The organism is Vibrio gazogenes, from assembly GCF_023920225.1.
In the GTDB taxonomy this organism is placed as follows: domain Bacteria; phylum Pseudomonadota; class Gammaproteobacteria; order Enterobacterales; family Vibrionaceae; genus Vibrio; species Vibrio gazogenes.
On the sequence record NZ_CP092587.1, the window covers coordinates 1,320,131 to 1,344,362 of the forward strand.

18 protein-coding genes are annotated in these 24,232 nt (G+C 45.4%); 14 read left to right on the top strand and 4 right to left on the bottom strand.

Features of this window, described 5'->3' with window-relative positions:
• The 11 genes from lpoB (at position 1) to MKS89_RS06085 (ending at position 13,178) form a co-directional block, all read left to right on the top strand.
• Positions 1 to 591 (top strand): penicillin-binding protein activator LpoB, encoded by a 591-nt coding sequence (gene lpoB, locus MKS89_RS06035; RefSeq protein ID WP_072960991.1) that lies wholly within the window; start codon positions 1 to 3, stop codon positions 589 to 591.
• A gap of 24 nt (positions 592 to 615) precedes the next feature.
• Positions 616 to 1,485, top strand: a complete 870-nt coding sequence (locus MKS89_RS06040) for a phosphotransferase (protein WP_072960994.1) — start codon at positions 616 to 618, stop codon at positions 1,483 to 1,485.
• Between the two features lie 175 nt (positions 1,486 to 1,660).
• Positions 1,661 to 2,200 carry an alpha/beta hydrolase YcfP gene (ycfP, locus tag MKS89_RS06045; protein ID WP_072960996.1) on the top strand — a complete coding sequence of 180 codons (540 nt, stop codon included), beginning with the start codon at positions 1,661 to 1,663 and terminating at the stop codon, positions 2,198 to 2,200.
• 327 nt (positions 2,201 to 2,527) lie between these two features.
• A complete protein-coding gene (locus tag MKS89_RS06050; RefSeq protein WP_072960998.1) occupies positions 2,528 to 3,817 on the top strand; it encodes an NAD(P)/FAD-dependent oxidoreductase in 1,290 nt (429 codons plus the stop codon).
• Between the two features lie 465 nt (positions 3,818 to 4,282).
• Complete coding sequence (locus MKS89_RS06055; protein ID WP_072960999.1) at positions 4,283 to 5,305, top strand: ABC transporter permease; 1,023 nt, start codon at positions 4,283 to 4,285, stop codon at positions 5,303 to 5,305.
• A 3-nt stretch (positions 5,306 to 5,308) separates the two neighbouring features.
• Positions 5,309 to 6,220, top strand: coding sequence for an ABC transporter permease (locus tag MKS89_RS06060; RefSeq protein ID WP_072961001.1), 912 nt, complete (start codon positions 5,309 to 5,311; stop codon positions 6,218 to 6,220).
• Between the two features lie 2 nt (positions 6,221 to 6,222).
• Positions 6,223 to 7,899, top strand: a complete 1,677-nt coding sequence (locus tag MKS89_RS06065) for a dipeptide ABC transporter ATP-binding protein (RefSeq protein WP_207521993.1) — start codon at positions 6,223 to 6,225, stop codon at positions 7,897 to 7,899.
• Between the two features lie 14 nt (positions 7,900 to 7,913).
• The gene (locus MKS89_RS06070) at positions 7,914 to 9,488 is read left to right on the top strand and encodes a hydantoinase/oxoprolinase N-terminal domain-containing protein (RefSeq protein ID WP_072961004.1); all 1,575 of its coding nucleotides are present in this window, start codon (positions 7,914 to 7,916) and stop codon (positions 9,486 to 9,488) included.
• On the top strand, positions 9,481 to 10,554 hold the full coding sequence (locus MKS89_RS06075) for an S-methyl thiohydantoin desulfurase family protein (protein ID WP_072961006.1): 1,074 nt from the start codon (positions 9,481 to 9,483) through the stop codon (positions 10,552 to 10,554). The genes MKS89_RS06070 and MKS89_RS06075 overlap by 8 nt, the downstream gene beginning before the upstream one ends.
• Positions 10,555 to 10,608: 54 nt before the next feature.
• Positions 10,609 to 12,183, top strand: coding sequence for an ABC transporter substrate-binding protein (locus MKS89_RS06080; protein WP_072961008.1), 1,575 nt, complete (start codon positions 10,609 to 10,611; stop codon positions 12,181 to 12,183).
• Between the two features lie 65 nt (positions 12,184 to 12,248).
• Positions 12,249 to 13,178 (top strand): DUF1177 domain-containing protein, encoded by a 930-nt coding sequence (locus MKS89_RS06085; RefSeq protein WP_072961010.1) that lies wholly within the window; start codon positions 12,249 to 12,251, stop codon positions 13,176 to 13,178.
• A gap of 17 nt (positions 13,179 to 13,195) precedes the next feature.
• Here the strand turns inward: MKS89_RS06085 and MKS89_RS06090 are convergent, their stop codons facing one another.
• The 4 genes from MKS89_RS06090 to MKS89_RS06105 form a co-directional block, all read right to left on the bottom strand.
• Positions 13,196 to 15,556: a response regulator transcription factor gene (locus MKS89_RS06090; RefSeq protein WP_072961011.1), complete on the bottom strand. Its 2,361-nt coding sequence runs from the start codon at positions 15,554 to 15,556 to the stop codon at positions 13,196 to 13,198.
• Positions 15,557 to 15,825: 269 nt separating this feature from the next.
• Positions 15,826 to 16,608, bottom strand: coding sequence for a peptidoglycan binding protein CsiV (locus MKS89_RS06095; protein WP_072961013.1), 783 nt, complete (start codon positions 16,606 to 16,608; stop codon positions 15,826 to 15,828).
• Positions 16,609 to 16,662: 54 nt separating this feature from the next.
• The gene (mfd, locus tag MKS89_RS06100; protein ID WP_072961015.1) at positions 16,663 to 20,127 is read right to left on the bottom strand and encodes a transcription-repair coupling factor; all 3,465 of its coding nucleotides are present in this window, start codon (positions 20,125 to 20,127) and stop codon (positions 16,663 to 16,665) included.
• 7 nt (positions 20,128 to 20,134) lie between these two features.
• Positions 20,135 to 20,701: a PilZ domain-containing protein gene (locus tag MKS89_RS06105; protein ID WP_072961018.1), complete on the bottom strand. Its 567-nt coding sequence runs from the start codon at positions 20,699 to 20,701 to the stop codon at positions 20,135 to 20,137.
• Between the two features lie 164 nt (positions 20,702 to 20,865).
• Here MKS89_RS06105 and lolC point away from each other — a divergent pair, with 164 nt between their 5' ends.
• Genes lolC through lolE form a run of 3 tightly spaced genes read left to right on the top strand, consistent with a single transcriptional unit; the run spans position 20,866 to position 24,001 of the window.
• A complete protein-coding gene (gene lolC, locus MKS89_RS06110) occupies positions 20,866 to 22,074 on the top strand; it encodes a lipoprotein-releasing ABC transporter permease subunit LolC (protein WP_072961020.1) in 1,209 nt (402 codons plus the stop codon).
• On the top strand, positions 22,067 to 22,741 hold the full coding sequence (gene lolD, locus MKS89_RS06115; RefSeq protein WP_072961023.1) for a lipoprotein-releasing ABC transporter ATP-binding protein LolD: 675 nt from the start codon (positions 22,067 to 22,069) through the stop codon (positions 22,739 to 22,741). Before lolC ends, lolD begins: the two co-directional genes overlap by 8 nt.
• Positions 22,742 to 22,753: 12 nt before the next feature.
• Complete coding sequence (gene lolE, locus MKS89_RS06120) at positions 22,754 to 24,001, top strand: lipoprotein-releasing ABC transporter permease subunit LolE (RefSeq protein WP_072961026.1); 1,248 nt, start codon at positions 22,754 to 22,756, stop codon at positions 23,999 to 24,001.
• Positions 24,002 to 24,232: the final 231 nt, after the last annotated feature.

Consider the following 24,232-nt stretch of genomic DNA (forward strand, 5'->3'; position numbering starts at 1 on the left):
ATGAAAAAAAGTATAATCCTCGTGTTGGGATTGGCTGCTCTCATGAGTGGTTGTGCAAATAAAGTGACCTATGGTGATGCACAGGCCGTAGAAACGAAAACCGTTGATTTCGGTTCGACAGATTTACAAAAAATCGCAGCAGATATGGTCGATAGTATGATGATGTCTGGTTCTGTGGCAGCCATTTCCCGAAACTCACGCCCGATTGTGTTTGTGGATGGCATTAAAAACAAAACCAGTGAACATATCGATACCGAATCGATTACGGACACGATTAGTACCAAGATGCTGAATTCTGGGAAGTTCCGTTTTGTTGATATGACGCGTATTGAAGCGGTCAGAAAGCAGTTAAATTTCCAGAACAATGATGCGTTAGTCGATAAGAGTAGCTCGATTCAGTTTGGTAAAATGGTTGGTGCACAATATATGTTATACGGAAATTTATCGAGTATCGTTAAAGATACGGGCAGCGATAAAGATGTGTACTACAAAATGACCATGCGTCTGATGGATTTGCGTTCAGGGCTCATCGAATGGGCTGATGAAACTGAAATTCGGAAAGAGCAGGAAAAGAGTTTTTTGGGATTTTAATCCACTGAGTTGAGGGCGTCAGCGATGGCACGCATGTCATGGTCCGAAGCATGTCAATTAGATCCGTCTCTGGCGTCTCTGACTCATTTTTTCCGAGAAACCCCGACGGTTGCACAAACACTCGCTGGTGGTTTGACAAACCGCTGTTGGAAGATTGACATACCTGAGTCGCCTTCCGCTGTATGGCGTCCTTCAACGGACGTCACTCAAGCATTTTCAATCTCCCGCCATCAGGAATTCCACATTCTGTCAGCATTGAAAGATCAAGCGGGACAAATTTCTCCTGAACCGCTTTATCTTAATGAACAAGGGTTACTGGTTCAGTGGATTGAAGGGGACAGAGTTGTTGCAAATGACATTGAAGTCATAATTCGTCTGCTGAGCCAGATTCATCAATTTCCGACGACCCAACTGCCCATCGTTCCTTTTGCTTATACGGCACGTATTGATCATTACTGGTTCAAATTGCAGTCGATGTCTGCTGATCTGGATGCGATTGAGCCACTGTACAAAACTTGGCGAACACTTCCCAATATTGCTGAGGTGCCACTCTCTCTTTGTCATTTCGACTTAGGCTGCCACAATCTGATCAAAACGCCTCAGGGGATCAAAGTGATCGATTGGGAGTATGCGTCTTTGGCCGATCCAAGAATGGATTTAGCGATGACGATCGATATGTCCGATGTCAATTGGCTCACGGCTGTCGGGCAGTATTGTCAACAGCGAGATATTGCTGAGCTTGATTTATGGATTGAGGGAGTGAAAGCTTGGCTGCCCAGAGTTCGAATGTTGGCGATGTTATGGTATCTGATAGCTTTTCAGATGTGGGAAAACAAAGAGATGCAAGCTGCAGCCGAACGGATAAAAGCACAGTTCGACAACTCATTTATTTAAGAAAGGATTTATTCAATAACAGGCTTTCGCGACGACGGATAGCAATCGAATACACGGTGAGCGAAGTGCCTGGCAAGGGAGCGAAAAGATTGATTGATTATTTTCATGTCACACTCACTGTATCACCGGAGCGTTTCATGCTAGGTTCACTCTGTATGTTGGAAAGGGGATTGTTATGATTATTTATCTACATGGATTTGATTCAACCAGCCCTGGGAATCATGAAAAGGTGCTGCAATTACAATTTATTGATGATGATGTGCGTTTTATCAGCTATAGCACACTTCACCCCAGACACGATATGCGACATCTCCTGAAAGAAGTACATAAAGCGATTGAATTAAGTGATGACCCACACCCAATGATCTGTGGCGTCGGACTCGGTGCTTATTGGTCTGAGCGGATTGGTTTTTTATGCGGCATTAAACAGGTGCTATTCAATCCGAATCTACATCCTGAGGACAATATGCAAGGGAAGATAGATCGTCCGGAAGAGTATGAAGATATTGCGACCAAGTGTGCTTCTGAATTTAGATTAAAAAATAAAGCGCATTGCTTGGTTGTACTGTCTACCAATGATGAAGCATTAGATAGTCGGAAAACGGCTGAAGAGCTGGGCAATTACTACGATATTATTTGGGACGAGACACAAAGCCATAAATTCAAGAAGATATCTCAACATCTTCAGACAATTAGCCAATTTAAAAATAAATAAAATTATATTTTTCATAAGGTTAAGCTATTGCTTGTCATCTAGGGAAAGACCATCGAGAAGGGTTGGTTTTTCTTGCAATCTTGGCTTGCATGACTTGATTTGCTCCTTATAATGTTTCTTATCAAGTTAAAACTTGATAAAAATCAAAATAAAATGAGAGCAGGGCTCAACCTGACGACAGTTTATGTGAAGTAAAGTGACGCTTTATCTATATCAGTGCGTCTCACAGAAAAGTGACTTTCAACTTTCTTTACCCGTCCTATTTTTCTAGTTCGGAGTGGTGATTCCGGGCTATAACATGTTTATTCATTTTGAGGATAGTTTGTTGTGACTCGTATTGTTGTTGTTGGTGGCGGTGCAGGCGGTTTAGAGCTTGTCACTAAATTAGGCCACACATTAGGAAGAAAAGGGCGAGCCCAAATCACGTTAGTGGACAGAAATGCCAGCCACTTATGGAAGCCGTTATTGCATGAAGTAGCAACGGGCTCTATGGATGAAGGTGTTGACGCGTTGAGTTATCGAGCCCATGCGAGAAATCATAGTTTTGATTTCCAAATGGGAAATCTGGAAGAGCTCGATCGGGACAGAAAAGTCATCACTTTGGCTGAATTGAAAGATGAGTATGGTGAGCTGCTGATCCCACGCCGCGAAGTGAAATACGATATTTTGGTATTGGCTATCGGTTCAACATCGAATGACTTTAATACTGAGGGCGTTAAAGATCACTGTATCTTTTTGGATAGTCCGGAGCAGGCCAATTTATTCCGGACGGAGATGAACAATGAGTTTCTGAAGCTTCACGCCAAGAATGGTCATGGTACGGTTGATATTGCGATTGTCGGAGCCGGTGCGACGGGCGTAGAACTTTCTGCGGAATTACATAATGCGGTGAAAGAGCTGCGCAATTACGGCTTTGGTGATTTGGACTCAAATAAGTTGAATGTCCACCTCATTGAAGCTGGTGAGCGGATTCTTCCTGCCTTACCACCACGAATTTCTTCTGCTGCCCATCATGAACTCACTAAACTAGGTGTGAATGTCCGCACATCAACGATGATCACCAAAGTTGAAGAAGACGGCCTGACGACCAAAGACGGTGAAAAAATTCCGGCGAAAATTATGGTCTGGGCCGCAGGGATTAAAGCACCTGATTTTATGAAAGATATCGCGGGTCTTGAAACCAACCGGATTAATCAGTTGGTGGTGACGAATACCTTACAGACGACCCGAGATGAAGATGTTTTCGTGATTGGTGATTTGGCCCAGTGTACACAACCGGATGGATCATTTGTTCCACCACGTGCACAGGCTGCCCATCAAATGGCAAGCCGGACATTTAAAAACATCGTTGCTAAATTAAATGACCGGGATATGAAGCCTTATGTTTATAAAGATCATGGTTCGCTGGTCTCTCTGAGTCGATTCTCAACCGTCGGTAGCCTGATGGGTAACCTGACGAAAGGTTCGATGATGGTTGAAGGGACAATTGCCCGAGTGGTTTATATTTCTCTGTACCGAATGCATCAGATGGCGCTGCATGGGATGTTCAAAACAGCGTTGATGCTGCTGGTCGGAAGAATCAACAGAGTGCTTAGACCTAACCTGAAGCTGCACTAATTCAATAAAAACCGGATTATATAGTTAATGCCATTCGCTCAAGAGCGAGTGGCATTCTTATCTTTAGAGCGTGAAAGATATTTCGCCGCTTTCTTTCTGATGAAACGAACACACAACGTTGCCAATAAACTGCTACTCGCTTTTTAACGTATATCTATCCGGGCATAGATAAGAAGTTATCAATCCTTTTATATCAATTGGTTGAATATAATCTGCGATGAGTATCCAATCATGTAGACCGCTTCCCTATTGAGTTGTCCGCCAATCTTTAAGGGTAGTTATTGACTTATATGTCATTTCATTATCTTGTTTTCATTTGTGTCAAGTATTTCACAGGGGGGGAATGTTTGGGTATTTATTCATCATTGCTACCCATGTTTTTTGTGAAACTACCCATTTCTAGCCTTGTTTCTATCGCGTCGAGTTGTAAGTTTTAACGTAAAGGAAATCAAAACAAGGAATGTCATGGATAACATCTACTATCTATCGGCAAGAGCAGGACGCTTATTGCTAGTATTTGTTGGTCTGTCAATGATCATCTTCTCTATTGCGAGATTAGTACCGGGTGACCCCGCACGAATCGCATTAGGGCCTATGGCGACACCCGAACAAGTCGCTGAGTTACGTGAAAGTATGGGACTCAACGAGCCGCTGGTTAGTCAATATATCCAATATGTCGGCAATTTGCTCGAGGGTGATATGGGCGAATCAACAATGACGGGTCGTGCTGTATTCACTGATATTCAACAAGCCTTACCTGCAACACTGGAGCTGGTTGTGGTTGCCGTGTTTTTCACAGCCTGTCTGGGGATTCCGCTAGGGTTGTTCGCAGCATACAAACCTAATGGTGTGTTTGACCAGTTCTCACGGATTATTTCGTTGGTTGGTGTTGTTACCCCGTCATTTTTACTAGCTATCATGCTTCAGTTGATGGCCAGTGTCGGATGGTTTGATCTGCCTGTGACAGAAAGAATGTCCAGCATGATGACGTTTGATGAATCATACACCGGTTTGCTTCTTATCGATTCACTACTCGCCGGTCGCTTTGATGTTTTTGCCGATAGTTTGCAGCATATTCTATTACCTGCAATTGCATTATCAGCGGCGGGTATCTCTCAGGTCATGCGTATTACCCGTTCTTCGATGATTGAATTTAGCCATCGTGACCATGTTGAAACGCTGCGCGCATGTGGTGTCAGCCGTCCGCTGGTGAATTTTAAATATCTGTTACGTTTAAGTGCTTCTGCGCCATTGACTATTTTAGGGCTCGAGTTTGCCTCTCTGATTGGTAATGCTTTCGTCGTGGAAATGGTGTTCTCGTGGCCGGGTGTAGCTAGTTATGGCGTTCGTTCTATCCTGCATAAAGACTTTAATGCTGTGGTCGGTGTTGTATTGGTTTCTGGCGTGTTTTTCATCGTAGCAAACCTTCTTATCGACTTTGTTATTGGTCTTGTCGACCCACGAGTGAAGCTGAAAGGGAAGTCATAGTATATGAGTAACTCAGAGACACATTTGCCAAATGGAGCGGAGGAGTTTGCTCCGGAAACAGCGAGTAAACAGTACACAAATTTTGGAAGAGCCTGGTACCGTTTCACCCGTAATCATACCGCAGTCATCGGTTTATTCATTGTTGTTAGTGTGCTGCTGCTGGCGATATTCGCTCCGTTACTGGCACCATACCCGGAACATGCCGGTAGCTTCGTTAATTTCAGAGCACGCCACTCAGCACCCAGTTTAGAGTACTTTATGGGGACTGATAACATCGGCCGCGATATTTTCAGTCGCGTGATTTACGGATACCGCATCTCGCTCTCATTAGTCGTTGGTGTTCTTGCTCTCTCTGTGCCGATTGGTGTTCTACTTGGGATCGTTGCTGCTTACGCCGGCGGTTGGGTTGAGCAGGTCATTATGCGTTTCAACGACATGTTACTTGCTGTACCACCACTGGCACTCGCTCTGGCAATCACATCGATTCTTGAACCAAACCTTGTTAACGCAATGATTGCGATCTCGTTCTTATGGTGGAACTGGCACTGCCGACTGATTTACCGCCTGGCGAAAAGTCTGGTGACAGAGGATTTTGTAGAAGCTGCTCGTTTAAGTGGCGCGTCTCACTGGCATATTATTTCTAAAGAGATTTTGCCTAACTGTATTGCTGCTATCAGCGTTAAAACGACGCTGGATGCCGGATTCGTCATCCTGTTTGGTGCAACACTAAGTTTTCTGGGGCTTGGGGTACAACCACCGACGCCGGATCTTGGCACCATGGTGTCGACCGGATCAAGTTACTTACCAGAATACTGGTGGGAAGCGATCATGCCGGGGCTTGCAATTTTATATGCCATTCTGGGGTTCAACCTGCTTGGTGATGGATTACGTGATTTCTTTGATGTTGAGGTATAACCATGCACTTGATAGAAATTAATAACCTCAACCTTGCATTTAAGGTGTACGGCGGGACCAGAAAGGTACTGCACAATGTTTCTATTAACATTAAGCCGGGCGAGCGAGTTGCCTTGATTGGTGAATCAGGTTCAGGCAAAAGTGTCACCAGTAAGTTCTTAATCGGCACACTGAATGATAGCCAGACAATTATAGAAAGTGGCGAACTGAAAGTTAACGGTAAAGACGCATTCAGCATGAGCTCCGTTGAGCGAGAATCGCTTAAAGGTTCTGTTATGTCGATGATTCAACAGGATCCACAAACATCGTTTAACCCAGTGTTCCGCATTGGTACTCACTTGGACGATATTATGAAGGCCGGTGACAAGCTGATGAACATCTCAAACAGTGCTGCGAAGAGGAAGTCACATATTCTGGATGTGCTTAAGAAAGTAAAGCTGTTAGATCCCGAGCGTGTGTATTCATCTTATCCTTGGCAGTTGTCGGGCGGAATGCGTCAAAGAGTGTTGATTGCGATGGCTTTGCTTCATCCGACTCGACTACTGATCGCTGACGAACCGGGAACGGCGTTAGATGTGACGACTCAGGATGAAATCATCAATCTAATCAACCAGTTGGTGATTGATGAGAAACTTGCACTGTTAATGGTGACTCACAATCTGGGTGTGGTACGTAAAACCGCAGACCGGGTTTACGTCATGCAGCACGGTCGTATTGTTGAACACGGTGTGGTTAAGGATATTTTTGCGCATCCCAAACACCCATACACAGTAAGACTGTTTAACGCTGTACCGAAGCTATATGTGGATAGTGATTCAGCACAAAACAATACAAATGAGTCTGTTCTTGTCAGTCTGGTGAATGTAGAAAAATGTTTTATCACCAAGAAAAACTGGCGTGGTCAAGTGGTTGACGAAGTTGCGGCTGTTAAACCGCTCTCTTTGGATATTCACAAAGGCGATACGTTCGGGATCGCCGGTGAATCGGGCTCTGGTAAAACAACCTTAGCACGTATGATTATGGGGATCATCGAGTCGACAAGTGGCAGCATCATGATTGAGAACCGTCACTTGAAATCATGGCGTCAAAAGAAAGCAAACCGCCACAGTATTCAGATGGTTCACCAAAATCCAGCGGCGTCTTTAAATCCACGCCGTACCATTGCTCAAATACTTGAGGTTCCACTGAAGTTTATTGCTCAAAGCGAAAAACGTCAGCCGGAAATCGAGCGTTTATTAACACTGGTGGAATTACCGCTGGAATATGCGGATATGTATCCGTCCAGCTTGTCCGGTGGTCAGAAGCAACGTGTGGCAATCGCACGAGCGCTTGCGGCTAACCCAACCATTTTGGTGTTAGATGAGCCAACTTCAGCCCTCGATGTGTCCGTACAGAAAAGCATTATTTCTTTGTTGGAAAAATTACAGCAACAGCTTGGTCTGACATACATCTTTATTTCTCACGATTTAAGTTTAATGCGCAATTTCTGTAATCGGGTTGCGATCATGTTCCGCGGGCAATTGATTGAAAGCGGCAACACGAAAGAAATTTTTGAACAATCAACACAGCTTTATACCCGAGCACTTATTCGAGCAATCCCTGTGGTTAGCGATGATGAAGAGCAACATAAGCCCAAGATTAGTGACGAAGATGCGATGCGAGTCTTGCAGCAGGGATGATTTAAGGAGAGACAATGACAACATGTTATAGAATTGGCATTGATGTTGGTGGAACCAATACCGATGCCGTATTAATGAATTACAACGAAGTCGTCGTAACGACTAAGCAGCCAACGACAGAAGATGTCACGACAGGGATAGAAAAAGCGCTTCGCATTATTTTAGAAACCTCTGGCGTTGCATGTGCTGACATTCTGGGAGTGATGATTGGTACGACCCACTTCACTAATGCTGTCGTTGAGCGTAAGCACTTAACCAAAACTGCCGTTATTCGGCTATGTTTACCGGCAACCTTGAGTGTTCCTCCATTTGCCGGGTGGCCAGATGACATCAAATCATTGATTGATGCAGGTCGCTACATGGTGAAAGGTGGTTATGAGTTTGACGGACGCAAAATCAATCCATTAGATGAAGTTCACATCAAAGAGATCGCTCTTGAACTGAAGAACAAAGGTGTTACTTCAGCAATCGTTAACAGCGTATTTAGCCCGGTGAATGATGATTCAGAAAAACGTGTTGCGGAAATCTTCGCAGAACTTTATCCCGAATGTCGTGTTGTTCTTTCTAATCAGGTCGGTCGAATTGGCCTGTTGGAACGTGAGAATGCTGCAATTCTGAATGCCAGCTTATTAGCGCTGAGTGAAAAAACTGTCGATGCATTTGCCAATGCACTGAAAGTGTGTGGTTTACATTGCCCATTCTTTATCACGCAAAACGACGGTACTTTAATGAACGCTGAGTTTGTTAAGCGATTCCCGGTTCTTACTTTTGCCAGCGGCCCGACCAATTCAATGCGCGGTGCTGTATTCCTTTCAGGTGAACAGGATGCCATTGTAGTTGATATTGGGGGGACGACGACAGATGTTGGTTTGGTGCAACAGGGCTTCCCGCGTCAGGCTTCATCAAGTGTTGATGTCGGCGGTGTGCGTACCAACTTCCGAATGCCGGATATGGTATCGGTCGGTTTAGGTGGTGGTAGCTGCGTGAACTTTAACCTTGGCATCATCGACAAAAAAATTGAAGTCGGTCCGCACAGTGTTGGTTACCGAATTACTGAAGAAGCACTGGTCTTTGGCGGTACACAGACAACTGCAACGGATATCGCTGTTGCTTCAGGTCGTGTGCAAGTTGGTGACGTTAGCAAAGTGACGGATATTGACGAATCACTTGTGGCACTTTCTCTTGAAGAAATAGACCGAATTATGCTCAACGTGGTTGAGAAAAACCGTCTTTCTTCAGCTCAGATTCCAGTCATCGTTGTCGGTGGTGGTTCTATTATCGCACCGGATGAAATTGGTGGTTTGAAAGCCATTAAACCAAATCATTTTTCAGTTGCAAACGCAGTCGGTGCGGCAATTGCTCAGGTGAGTGGTGAGGCCGATAAGATTTACAGTCTGACAAATTTAACGCGTCAAGAAGCGATTGATGATGCGGTGAATGTTGCGATTGAGAGGGCCGTTGCAGCAGGTGCGAGTGCGCAAAGTATTCAAGTTATCGACCAAGAAGATGTGCCGTTAGCGTATTTACCGGGGAATGCCACTCGTATTCGAGTCAAAGTGGTCGGAGATTTGGAGTTTAACCATGATTGAACTAACGAAAAATGATATTGAAGCATTGGAAATCGGTACTGCTATTTTGGGGACCGGAGGTGGTGGTAATCCGTATTACGGGAAGCTTCACGCGATTGCAGAAATGGAAAAAGGATCAAAAGTTAATCTGATTAGTTTAAGTGAATTAGATGATGATGCTCTGGTTATTTCGGTTGGTAACATTGGTGCGCCGGCTGTCTCCATGGAAAAGATATGTGAGGGTAACGAAATTGTTCGTGCGATTCGCGCTATCGAAGAAGACATGGGTAAGAAAGTGGATGCCATTATCCCGGTAGAAATTGGTGGGGCGAACGGTCTTCGTCCAATCGCTATTGCAGCGATTACCGGGTTACCTCTGGTCGATGGTGACGGTATGGGCCGCGCTTTCCCGGAAATGCAGATGACCACATACAGTATTTATGGTCACTGTAGTGTACCTGCTGCTATGTCAGATGCACATGGTAATACGGTGATCTTCAAGAATCTGGTTGATGAGTTCTGGTTGGAACGTTTAGCCCGCGCATGTGTTGTGCAAATGGGTGGCGGTGCCGGTATGGTTGAAGCGCCAATGAAAGGTAGCTTTGTTAAGAAATACGCTGTACCTGGCACTGTGACTCAGGCAACCAATCTTGGTTTGGCGGTGATGCGTTCACATGTCGAAAAAACCAATCCTATCGAAGAAATCTGTGCCCATGAAAATGGCAAGGTGTTGTTTGAAGGTAAAATTGTCGATCTGGAAAGAAACATGGTTGCTGGTTTTACCCGCGGTAAAGTGAAGATGGAAGGTTCTGGTGGATTTGCTCAAAGCCAAGCCTGCATCGATATTCAAAATGAAAACTTGATCCTGAAAGTTAATGAGGCTGTTGTTTGTAGTGTACCTGACCTGATTATCATCCTGGATATTGAAACTGGTCATGCGATTACGACCGAAATCTTACGATTCGGTCAAAAAGTCGCGGTGTTAGCGATTCCGTGTCACCCGTTGCTGCGTTCCGAAAAAGCTTTGAAGATCATCGGTCCAGCGGCGTTTGGATACCCGGAAATTCAATACGTACCATTTAACTAAGTTTTTTGGATAACTAAGGTCTTTTGACCTTTTACGATAAAGGAACTATCACATATGAAAACGACAATGGTTGCTGCGTTAACCGCAGCTGTACTTACCAGCAGTACCGCATTAGCAGAAAGCTATGATGATTTAACGGCGACAATGAACGTTATTCAGGTCGTCGGTAGTATTGACCCGGCAAAGGTGTCTGACTACACCGAATACATGATGGCAGTAAACTTGTACGATGGTTTAACGACGGCTGATACAACAGGTAAGATTGTTCCTCATCTCGCCAAAAGCTGGGATATTTCACCGAGTGGTAAAACATTTACGTTCCATCTCGACGAAAATGCTAAATTTCAGGATGGCTCTCCGCTTGAAGCAAAAGATGTGGTTTATTCTACAAAGCGCATGTTAACGCTAAACCAGGGCCCGGCTGGCTTCTTCCAGCCCTACCTTGATGCTGATGGGGTAAAAGCCACGGATGCTCACACAGTCACATTCACGCTGAAGCAACCATCGTCTGCTTTTCTGGCAATGACGCCGATTCTGTTCATTATTAATTCAGACGTAGCTCGGGAGCATGCGGGTAAAAATAAATGGGCGGAAGAATACTTAGCTTCGAACACGGCAGGTACCGGTGCGTACGAATTGGGTGAATGGCAACGGGGTAGCCGCATTATTCTGGAACGCAACCATGACTACTTCAAAGGCTTTACTGGTCATCCACTTGAGAGAGTTCGTATCTTGATCACCAATGATGAATCAACCATCAAAGCGTTAGCAAACAAAGGTGAACTTGATTTAAGTAGCACTTATCAGGCGAATGAAACTTTGTCAGCCATTGATAAGCTTAAAAATTATCATATCCAACAACTGAGTACAGCAAGTGGTTACTACGTTAAATTTAACAACCAGCTAGCACCGACAGACGATGTCAATATCCGTAAGGCGATTGCTCTGGCAATTGATTACGACCTCATTAATGAAGATTTGCACCCGGGTGAACCGATGGCGGGTCCATTGGCATCACTGTTTAAAGATTCGCACTTGGATACGCTTGTACCACCAAAACTGGATCTAGCGAAAGCAGCGGAGTACGTGAAAAAATCTAAATACGCAGGTCGCCCGATTCCTATTACGTTAGGTTATGTCGCGGGGTCTGCTTATGAAGAAGAAATTGCTCTGATGATGCAGGCGAACTTACAGGCAATCGGCTTTAAACCAACGCTTCAGGCTGACCCTTGGAGCCGTATTACTGAAATCGCAGCTAAGCCAGAAACGACACCGAATGTAAACCAAATCTTCTTTGGTCCAACGTATTCGTCACCGCTTTCCGTGTTCTATAACCAGTACTCTTCGAAATCTGCAGGTTCTTGGGCGTCTATGTCATGGCTGAACGATCCAAAAGTTGACGACATGATTGATGCGGCGGGTACAGAGTTAAACGATGACAAACGTAATGCGATCTATAAAGATCTGCAAAAATACATCGTTGATAATCAGGTCGATACATTCCTTCAGACGACTTATTACCGTATGGCGGTTAATAACTGTTTGAGCGATATGAAGTTCATTCCGATTCAGAGTTTCTACTACGATTTCTCTCACTTTAACTGGTTGTGTCGTCCGGCAGGTCGTTAATACACCATCATGCAGTGGAGGGAATCCTTCACTGCATTCCCCAGTGTCGTTTTAGGTAATTGATTATGTCGTTAAAGCAAACTATGACTGTGTTTGATTTGCTTGAAGATTCACAGGTAACAGGTCATGCTGTTGTCGCTCTGTTTGAGAACTTCGAGGGGGTCACTGCGACCACATACCCTGTCAAAGGGGATAAAGGCAGTACCGATATTGTGCGCATTGATATTCCGGGTACTAAAGGTAAAAAAGAGCAGGGTGATGCGCCGACGTTGGGTATTATTGGTCGACTCGGTGGTATTGGTGCCCGACCGGCAAGAATCGGTATGGTATCAGACGCGGATGGCGCGGTTGCTGCGATTGCCTGTGCTTTAAAATTGGCAACCATGCGTCAGCGAGGTGACTGCTTAGCGGGGGATGTGGTGATTACGACGCATATTTGTCCTTTTGCTCCCGTTCGTCCGCATAAGCCCGTGGACTTTATGGATTCACCGGTAACAACCGCCGAAATCTTACCTCATGAGGTGATTGACGAATGCGACGCATATCTGTCGATAGATACCACGAAAGGCAATCGTTATATCAACCACAAAGGTTTTGCTATCTCACCAACAGTGATTGATGGCTATATTTTGCATCCGGCTGATGATCTGATTGAATTAATGGAATTTGTCACTGGTAAAAAAGCCGTGTGCTTTCCACTGTCGACCGCTGATATTACACCCTATTCGAATGGTCTTCATCATATTAACAGTATTATGCAACCGGCAACGGCAACGAATAAACCTCTGGTAGGTATTGCTATCACAACCGAAACCTCAATTCCGGGTTGTGGTACTGGTGTGAGCCATGAAACTGATATTGCTGTTGTCAACTCGTTCTGTATTGAAGTGGCTAAGGCTTATGGGCGTAATGAATGTTCTTTTTATAGCGAAGAACAGTTTGAAGGGCTGAAGAAACACTATGGCTCGATGAGTCACCTGGTTCGTGAAAGTTAAGCCTTTTATGGCATCCCTTAATGAATCCAACCCTTGGCATTTGCTAATTGAACTAAAGCCTGGCGGTTTTTCAAACCAAACTGCCTGAAGATGTTCTTCAAATGAAATTTTACGGTACTTTCGGACAGTCCTGTGTATTGAGCAATTTGCTTATTCGAAAGACCTTCTGCTAAGCGCTGAATAATAAGCAGCTGCTTATTTGTCAACTCGGTGACATTGATTCGCCTGCCGCTGAGTTGACATTTTTCTTCCCAATGTAAAATCGCCTGCTCAAACTGAGTGTATTGAATCCGCTTTTTCTCATCCGCTTTTATTTTCTTCAGTATTGGATTCAGCCAATGCATTTCCAGTAGCAGTGGTAGCCACAAATTCAGCTTATACGCACGATAGAACAGTGATAGCAGTTTGGTGGTCACGATCGAGGTATGACCGTTGTGCCATAACAGTTTGATTTCCTGTAGTGAATAACAGATATCTGACCAAGCTGTATCATTTCGTTGATCCCAGTTTGTGTTTGGTGACTGGGGCGTTTTGTGGATGGCGATTAATCCAATATCGTTACGATAGTTAAGCCACTGATAAAACTCGGCAAATGTGCCAATCACCGTCACGTTACCGTCATGGATTTGATTTAGTTTGGTCTGTGCTTCTACCCAGCGCTCCTGCTGTTGCAGAATAAGAATCAACAACAGGTTGAAATAGAGCGTTGCATGAGGGTCTGAAAATCGGATTTGATATTCATAATGAAGTTCATCAAGAAGCGAAACAGCCTGTTCAAAATCATAATTGATCAGTTGTGTTGCAATACCGAAAAAGTCGAATTGGGTGATAAATTCCGGCCAGACTTCCGAGTGTTTACGTAAGATAGACACTTTATTCCATGATTTTAGTGCCGGCGAGCTTTCACCACGCATGAGCGCTATCATGCCATCGACAAGATCGATGAAGTTGTGCTCAAAACTCAACGTGTGATAAAAGCTGATGCGCTTAATATGACGCTTTGCTGCCTGACTGTGTTCAGCGGCAACATCAATATAACCCATACGCAAGTTAATCCGTGCCAGATTGAAATGGCAGTAGAAGATGAGGTATGGAATGTCATTTTTAATTGCGAGCTCCAATTCTTTACGCTGATATACCGCAGCCTGAAACCAGTCACCGAGGTTGCTATAGTGAATCGATACCATACCGTAGTAGTTCATAATCGCGTTTTCATCTGTGGACAGATGGAATTCGAGTTTATGTAACTTGTCGAGTTTAAAATCGTCGGAAGTTGCGGCGAAATAGGTATCGTATTTCGCTAGGATCAGGATGGCGATAGCTCGGTCTTGTTCGTGTCGATAGTACGGCTGCTTGAGCAATTGTAAGTTTTCGATAAAGCCACGCGCTTCTACAAATTGCTGGTTTTTAAACAGATAAATTGTTTTTGCCCAGCATAGTGACAGCTCACTCTCAATGACTTCAACCGGGAATGCATCAAGAATTTGTTTTAATTCAGAAAAACCATGATAGTACCCGTACATACCACTGCCACTTTGTTTGAACCAGTGTATGGCTAAGTCGATGTTTTGAGTATTGATAGCCGTTTGAATAGCGATGTATATTTGACCGCTTTTATAGTGGTTTTTAGCCACGATTCGCATCGCTTCCTGATAAATTCGCGGATCGGCTCTGGCGATGCTTTCCAGTGTGTTTCTCAGATATGGAATGCCAAGGATATAGCGCTCATCTCTGTCCAGCTCAATGAGCGGAGCGAGGTTTTCAATATGCGCATTCTCAAGTGGGACCAGATTTTTTTTGATACTGGCGCTAAAAGCCAGTGCGATCAAAAGTCGTTGTTCATGGTAAGACAGGCTTGGAAGAATTCTTGCCTGAATAAATTCCTGCAATGATTCTTTGTATCGCTCGCTATCCAGTTCTTTCCAGTTAGCAACCAGTACCGGCCAACCTTTAGTTTGTAAATAAATATCGCTGTAATTATCCGGGTACAACTGTGCGATTTCATGTTGAGAGAACAACAGCGAGTGTTGATCAATCAGGGTGATTTTTTTGTATAGCAGCGCTTCAGATATTAATTTGTTGTTGCCTATCCAGTTGGCACTAATAAATAAAGTCTGGTCTTTCGCTTCAAGCAGCGGACACATTTGTAACACCTGGTCCAGGTGCTGATAAAACGCTCTTCCTAGCGGGTCCCAAATTAAGTGACCACTCGGCTCGGTATCTTCAGGATTCGGGAGCGAGTTATAAATATCGCATTTCAGATAGTCAGAAAGTTGTTTTAATACCGTTGATTTTCCGCTGCCCGCCATACCATTTAAAATGACAATCGGGGATTTTTGGGTCGTGATGAAATGCAGGAGGGAGAAGCGTTCAATCATAATGTTACAGTCATGCTACGTTTTGTTCTCACGCTAACATAATGTTGGAGGAAAGCAACCGTTAACCATTGGTAGTAAAGGCAATTGACGGTTGTTGCGTATGAAAAAGTAGCTGATTTCGTGTTCAGCGCACAGCGGATGAAATTCACTATGCCACGACAACTTGACGCAGGTCTGATGAAGGTTGAAGGGAAAATTACCCGCTGAATAAGCGGGCAATTTTGATCGTGATGAACACCTCAAACCGTGTTTTACTCTTGATTATGTCGCTACGATGGATCCGGCACTTTTCTGACCTGTAAAATAATGCCCATCAGAGGATGATCGAAATAGAGGGTTTCACCACTGCGCATTCTGCGTTTTTGATCCAGTCGATACGACTTAAGAAAACGTTCTTCCGTGACCGTCGGAGAGATCGATTGAAGGTGACCAAACTGGACATTGTCATCTGCGTCCGTGGTATTTTGTGAAAAATCAACCGGGGTTTCTTCAACGGCAATATCCCGAACACTCGGTTCTTTCAGATCCAACAGCGCATCCACGTAGAGATAATGTTGTACATACACCTGTAATTTTCCATCTAGCTCATAAAGGGGCTTCGGCACTGCTTTTTCAACCGTATCTTCAATTGGAGATTGTTGGGCAACTGTCGATGGTGTGATTTCACTGCCGTCCGGATGAAACTGAGATGAGTAATCTTTGCCGGCTAAAATATGAAAAGTCGGGGCATCTGCTTTGCTTTCATCACCCTGACGCCAAGCCGTATGCAGCAATACTTGAAAGCCCGCATGATTTTTCAGGTTCTCTTCCTGCTTGTCCAACTTGTATTCTGAAGCCGGTAATAATGTGACACCTTTTTGGTTGAGATAGACCTGAGAACTCAGATCACCGGTATGTCGGTAATCTATCGGTGGAAGTACATTGGGCCATGTCTCATTGGTTTGTTCAGCATTCACGATGCGCTTAAAAATGATCACTTCAATGTCAAATTGGCGTTGTGCCCAAGAAGGCATGGCAATTAATAACATTAGCAGTGGGATCAGCTTATTCATTATGACTCCATTACGACCTAGAAGGTGATTCTTCATCATGATTGCTCCCTGATATCAGGAAGCCGGTAATATATTTTGCTGAAATTCATTCAGCATATCTCGGATAAAGCCCAGTCGCTGGCTTCGTTCTTCCAGCGGCAGGGTAAACTTAAACTTCGTTGGGCCATCCATTCCGTATTGTTTCGGTTGAGATTGCAAGAGTTGCACTAAATACGCGGGATTAATACTAGCATTAAGATCAAATTCAATGTAACCACCTTTACTGTGTGCTTCAATTTTCTTAATGTTCAGTGCTGCGGCTTCCAATTTTAGTTTACTGATTTCTAACAGGTTGAGCGCTGCATCCGGCAGTTTGCCAAAGCGATCAATCAATTCTACTCGCAATTCATTCAGTTCGTCAGGATTCGACACGCTTGCGATCTGTTTATACATCGACAGGCGGGTATTGATATCCGGAATATAGTCATCGGGAAGCAGGGCCGGTAACCGGAGTTCCACTTCTGTTTGCGTCTTCAGTAAGTCGTCTAGGGAAGGTTCTTTACCGGATTTTAGCGCCTCTACAGCCTGCTCAAGCATTTCCATATAAAGTGTGAAACCGACGGACTGGATTTGTCCGCTCTGTTCTTCACCGAGTAGCTCGCCCGCGCCCCGGATTTCGAGGTCATGGGTCGCAAGCGTAAATCCGGCCCCCAGATCTTCAAGAGAAGCCAGTGCTTCCAACCGTTTGACGGCATCTTTGGTCATCGCTTTCGGATGTGGAGTCAACAAGTAAGCGTAGGCTTGGTGATGTGAACGCCCGACTCGTCCCCGTAACTGATGTAGTTGCGCGAGACCCAATGTGTCGGCCCGGTGCATAATGATCGTATTGGCGGTCGGTACATCAATACCCGTTTCAATGATGGTCGTGCAAACCAGCAGATTAAAACGCTGATGATAAAAATCGTTCATAATGCGTTCCAATTCACGTTCACGCATCTGACCATGTGCCACCGTAATCCGAGCTTCGGGAATTAGCTTCTCAAGATCGGCTGCGACTTTATCAATCGTTTCAACCTGATTATGCAGATAGTACACTTGCCCGCCACGCATGACCTCACGTAACACCGCTTCTCGGATAATCGTTTGATCACTTTGCCGGACAAATGTTTTAACGGCTAAGCGTCGTGCGGGTGGGGTAGCAATGATGGATAAATCTCGCATCCCGCTCATCGCCATATTCAACGTTCTGGGAATCGGTGTTGCCGTGAGCGTGAGGATATCAACATCTGCCCGCATCGCCTTAACTTTCTCTTTCTGACGTACCCCGAAGCGGTGCTCTTCGTCAACAATCAACAGTCCGAGATCTTTAAATTTCAACTCGTTGGAGAGTAACTTATGGGTGCCGACTAAGATATCAATCTTGCCATCCGCCACGTCTTGCAGGATTTGTTTCTGTTCTTTGGCTGTTTTAAAACGCGATAGAACTTCAACGCGAATGGGATGATTGGCGAAGCGGTCTCTGAAGTTTTCAAAATGTTGCTGCGCCAGCAAAGTTGTCGGAACCAAAACCGCGACCTGTTTGCTATTATCCGTACAGACAAAGGCAGCACGCATGGCAACTTCAGTCTTACCGAAACCGACATCACCGCAGATTAAGCGATCCATGGCTTTGTTTTGACACATGTCTGAAAGAACTGCGTTGATCGCCATTGACTGATCATCCGTTTCTTCAAACGGGAAGCTGGCTTTGAACGTCGCATATTGTTCGCGATCCAAAGCGAAGACATGGCCCGGTTTTAACTCTCGTTTAGCGTAGACATCCAGTAATTCGGCTGCGACGTCCCGGGCTTTCTCCGCTGCTTTGCGTCGCGCTTTGGTCCAGCTTTCCCCACCCAGTTTATGAATCGGGGCGTTTTCATCGGCACCACCGGAATAGCGGCTAATCAGATTCAGTGCTGAAACCGGGACATAAAGCTTGGCTTCTCCCTGATATTCCAGCGTGACATATTCTGTGGTAATACCACCCACTTCTAATGTCTGTAGCCCGATATAACGTCCGATACCATGATCAATATGAACCACGGGCTGACCGGGTTTGAGTTCAGCAAGATTGCGGATGACCGCATCACTATTGGTGACTCGTTTGTCTTTTTTACGCCGTTGAACAACCCGATCGCCAAGGAGGTCACTCTCACAAATCAAAGCAACCTGTTGTTCACGCAGAATAAATCCATGCTCAGCCGTTCCGAGAATCAACGCATATTTTTCATCACTCAGGCAAGCATCCTGAAAAGACGGCAGTGTCGTCGGGCGTAATTTGATCCGTTGTAGCAGCTCGAGCAGCGCCTCGCGACGACCTTCCGATTCGACGGAGAATACAATTTGTCCCGTATGGGATTCAACAAACTGACGGAGTGCCGCCAGTGGTTCTTTATGCTGGTGCTGCGCTTTGATTTCCGGTAGCGGGGAGACTTGAAGATTGAATCGACCCGCTTTTTCAGTGACAGGTTCACTATGAACCTGAAATTGCGAAAAAGGCTTCAGCATGGCAAAAAGTTGATCTTTTTGCAGCCAGAGTTCGGCGGGTTCAAGCAGTGGTCGCAATGGATCGACACGTCTTTGTTCATAACGCTCATGAACATCACTCAGAAAGCGATCAATCGATGGTTCAATGTCACCGACGACAATCAGCTGAGTCTCTGCCGGTAAATAGTCGAAGAGCGTTTCGGTGTGATCGAAAAACAAGGGTTGCCAGTATTCAATGCCTGCCGGCCATATCCCTTTTGAGACCTGCATATAGACGGATTCAGGTTCTCTGGAGGCTTCAAAACGTTGACGAAATCGGCTCCGGAATGCTTCGATTGCACTGGCCGTCGTCGGAAACTCGTGAGCCGGCAGGAGCCGAACTTCTTGAATTTCTTCTATCGAACGCTGATTTTCCGGATCAAAGGTTCGAATGGTATCAATCTCATCATCAAAAAAGTCAAAACGATAGGGGAGGTCACTGCCCATCGGGAACAGGTCGAGAATGGCCCCCCGGCTTGCATATTCACCCGGGCCAAACACTTGATCGACATGACGATAGCCGGCATTTTCAAGTTGTTCTCTGAGCTTTACTAAAGAAAAGCGATCTCTTTGTTTGACGATCAGTGTATGTTGCAGCAAAAAATCGCGGGGTGACTGTTTTTGCAGTAATGTCGTCACCGGGATAATCGTCATCCCACCCGGTTGTTTGGGCAGATGATAGAGCCTTGAGATCCGATCAGAGATAATGTCCTGATGCGGGGAAAAGCTGTCATAAGGCAGTGTTTCCCAGTCCGGGAATACCGTGATGTCGGCTGAGTAGAATTGTTCGATTTCCTGCTGTAATTTCAACGCCATCTGCGGGTCCGCAGTGACGAGCAGCGTATGGTGTTGATGCCGATGGGACAGCTCTGCTGCCACCAGTGCGAGACTGGCACCCGTCAGGTTACCGATCTGTTTTTTATCTCCCGGGCCTTGAGATGCCGGAAGCGATAGAATGGGGTTTAAGCTGGTCATGAGTTTGCTATTTATTTCTTTCAAGAGAGCGACGACGGAGTAGTTTCTGCTGTTGATATAGAGCGGCTCGAATTAATAAATCTTGATCGGATTCTCTCAGGAGATCGTATTTCACGGTTACAAGATAGTGTTCATCTTCAACCTGACAGTTGCCAACATGAGCATAACAATATATTGCGGCAGGTGGGTGATCCAGAAACAATTTGACGCGTAGTAACGTATCGACGTCTATCGGATGATGGCTGACATAAGTACACTGACTGGCGCCAAACGATGCAGTCTGGTGGCGTTGCTGAGGGTCATCTTGCTGAGACAACATAAAGTTCAATAGCATGTTTAATTTGGTATTTTGATTATCCAGTAACTGAATGAGATTTTTAAAGTCATTGTTTTTCAGTTCCTGCCGGGCCACATCACCAAGTTGGTCAAGATGACTAAATTCACATGCAACAATAAATGGTACAGGGATTTCACTTTCAAATATCTCTTCAGAAGGAAATGATACCCCGGCCTCCAAAGGCTCAATATTGATTGTGAGTGCATGTTGCACTGTAAAAAACTCTTGTTCGACCATGGTTCATTCCTCATCTTTGCATGTTGATTATCGCTATACGAATGAACTAATCAAGGTATAGAGCTGTCATTTGTATGAATTAACAATGAATTGGCAAATTAATGCTACAACCAGAGTCAGTTTATCGTTAAAGTACCGTGCAATAGTCTTTATTGGTTTATAGTATGTTTCGTCCTGTTTCGGTATTTATAGGGTTCAGATATTTACGAGGACAGTCAGGTGATCGGTTCAGCCGTTTTGTTTCCCGCATTTCAACGGTCGGTATCACAATCGGCGTGTTAGCGCTGGTCACGGTTTTGTCGGTCATGAATGGCTTTGAGTCTCAACTGAAGAACCGAATTCTCGGGGTTTTACCTCATGCGGTCGTTTATCAGGGACATGAACGAACCCAATGGCAAGCAACGCCGCCGTCTTTTCTTAAACAGTTTCCCGCGCAGTCTTCCCCTGAACCTATTGTGCGTGGTGAAGCGGTTATACAAAGTGCCAGCGAGCTATCGGCCGGTATCATGCTAGGGATTGAGCCTCAGGACAACGATCCACTTGCGCAATACTTGATCATCGGAACGATGCAAGATTTACATGCCGGAGATTATACACTTTTCCTCGGCCATCAGTTAGCAAGACAACTGAATGTCTCTCAAGGCGATAAAGTTCGTCTGATGGTGACACAAGCGAGTCAGTTTACACCTCTGGGCCGTATTCCCAGTCAACGCAATTTTACCGTCGCCGGTATCTTTAACACCGGGTCTGATATCGACGGTCAACTGATCATTACCCATATCCATGATGCGCAGCGGTTGTTGCGCCTAAATGAGCATACCATTTCAGGTTGGCGACTGTCGTTTGCCGACCCTTTTATGGTCTCTGAACTGGCGAAAAAACCATTACCGCAAGGGTGGCACTGGAGTGACTGGCGGGATCAGCGCGGCGAATTATTTCAGGCCGTTCGGATGGAAAAAAACATGATGGGGCTGATGTTGGGACTGATTGTCGCCATCGCCGCTTTTAATATTATTTCTGCGTTGATCATGGTTGTGATGGAAAAACAGTCAGAAGTGGCGATTTTGAAAACGCAAGGGATGACGAATTTGCAGGTTCTGTTTGTCTTTATTGTACAGGGCGCCAGCAGTGGTATTGCCGGTGCGCTGAGTGGTGGCATTCTCGGCATCCTGATTGCGAGCTACCTGAATCCGATTTTACAGATATTGGGGGTGGACTTGATTGCGATGGGCGGTTCGTTACCCGTGATGATTCGGCCCGGCCAAATTGTAGTGGTGGAGTTGCTGACCATTGCTTTGAGTCTTTTGGCAACCTTGTATCCTTCACTTCGTGCATCATCCGTTCACCCAGCAGAGGCTTTACGATATGAATAATCTCCTTGAATGCCGCCAGATCACAAAAATTTATCGGGAAGGAGAGCTTGCGACACATGTCTTACAAGGTGTCAGTTTTTCGATGCAGCCTGGAGAGTTTGCTTCGATTGTTGGGTCATCCGGCTCGGGGAAAAGTACCCTACTACACATCTTAGGGGCACTTGATCAACCCACCAGTGGCGATGTGACGTTTTTAGGTCATGACATGTTGCAGCTTCGCTCCGCGCAGCAGGCTAAAATCCGCAATCAACACATTGGTTTTGTGTATCAGTTTCATCACTTACTCGCAGATTTTTCAGCATTAGAAAATGTGGCAATGCCGTTGCTGATTGGTGGTGAGTCAGTTGCAAATGCGACTCACACGGCGCAACAATGGCTTGCTCGTGTCGGGCTTGATCACCGGCTCTCTCATCGCCCGAGTGAACTTTCGGGAGGCGAGCGGCAACGGGTTGCGATAGCTAGGGCGCTGGTCAACAAACCGTCTTTGGTATTGGCTGATGAACCGACCGGTAATCTGGATCATCAGACGGCTCTGGCTGTGTATGAGCTGATGAGAGAGTTGAACGAAGATTCTCAAACTGCATTTTTAGTGGTCACGCATGATCAGGAACTTGCGGGGAAAATGAATCGTATTCTGACGATGAAAGACGGTTTACTGACGTCGTAAGGAGAGCACAAAGTGATTTCATCATTATCTCTGATGATTGGTCGTCGTTTTAGCCGTTCCAAAAAAAGAAACAAACTGGTTTCCTTTATTTCCATGTCTTCCACTCTAGGGATTGCTTTCGGGGTCGCTGTGATTGTGATTGGTTTATCAGCGATGAACGGGTTTGAAAGAGAATTAGATAACCGGGTTCTATCTGTGATTCCTCATGGTGAATTTGAGGGTGTCGAAGGGTCGATCCAAGCGTGGCCGGCCATGATGAAGAAAGTTACTTCTTTTCCTCAGATTGTTGCGGCTGCACCTTATGTCCGGTTTACCGCGTTGGCAGAGAAAGGCCAACAACTGAAAGCGATAGAGGTCCGTGGTATTGACCCAGAGATGGAGCGTCACGTATCTGAGCTTTCCCGCTATATCACGGGACAGACATTTACCAAGGCTTCTCCCGGCAAGCATCAGGTCATCCTCGGGCAGGGTGTTGCCCAACGTTTGGGTGTCCATGTCGGTGACGCTTTGACATTGATGGTGCCGAATATGTCAGGGGGAGCCAAATCACTGAAAGCCCCTCAACGGATACGGGTCACGTTGGTTGGCGTATTGGCACTGCATGGGCAGATTGATCACAATCTGGCATTGATTCCTCTGGAAGATGCACAACAATATACCGGTATTGGCTCAGCAGTGACCGGCGTATCCGTCAAAGTACATGATGTGTTCCGCGCAGAGCAAATTGTGCATCAGGTCGGTAATCAGCTCAATCAATATGTTTATCTACGAAGCTGGCAGCGGCAGTACGGCTATCTTTACCGGGATATTCAGTTAGTGCGTACAATTTTGTATCTGGTGATGGTTCTCGTGATTGGGGTGGCAAGTTTTAATATTGTTTCAACCTTAATGATGGCGGTGAAAGATCGCGCTGCAGAAATTGCGATTTTGAGAACGATGGGTGCTTCGGATCGCTTGATTCGGCAGATATTCATGTGGCAGGGGATTTTTTCCGGCGTATTGGGCAGTCTGTGTGGCAGCGTCATTGGCGTATTGGTTGCAACGAATCTCACCGGGCTGATTCAACAACTCGAGTCGCTCATCGGCCATCACTTTTTATCCGGTGATATTTATTTTGTCGATTTTCTGCCATCTCAAGTGGAAGTTCGAGATGTGGTGTTGGTGTCTGGGACAGCGATTTTATTGAGTCTGGCTGCAACATTTTATCCCGCATTGAAGGCGAGTCGTCTCAATCCCGCAACCGTTCTTTCTTCCCGATAGATTCCTTTCGATAGACACTTTTCTATAGATAAACAACAAGCGACTTCAGCATTGATCACGATCTGAAGTCGCTTTGGTGAGACTCTCCAACGCTTATTGCGTTGCCCTTCCTGAAATGTATCACCTGAACCGGGTAAAAAGTGGCGAGAAATAAAGTGTGAAGTGAATCGAGGATAATCATTCACTCATATCAACGCTTTCACACTTTTGTCACGGATGCCTCGTAATGAC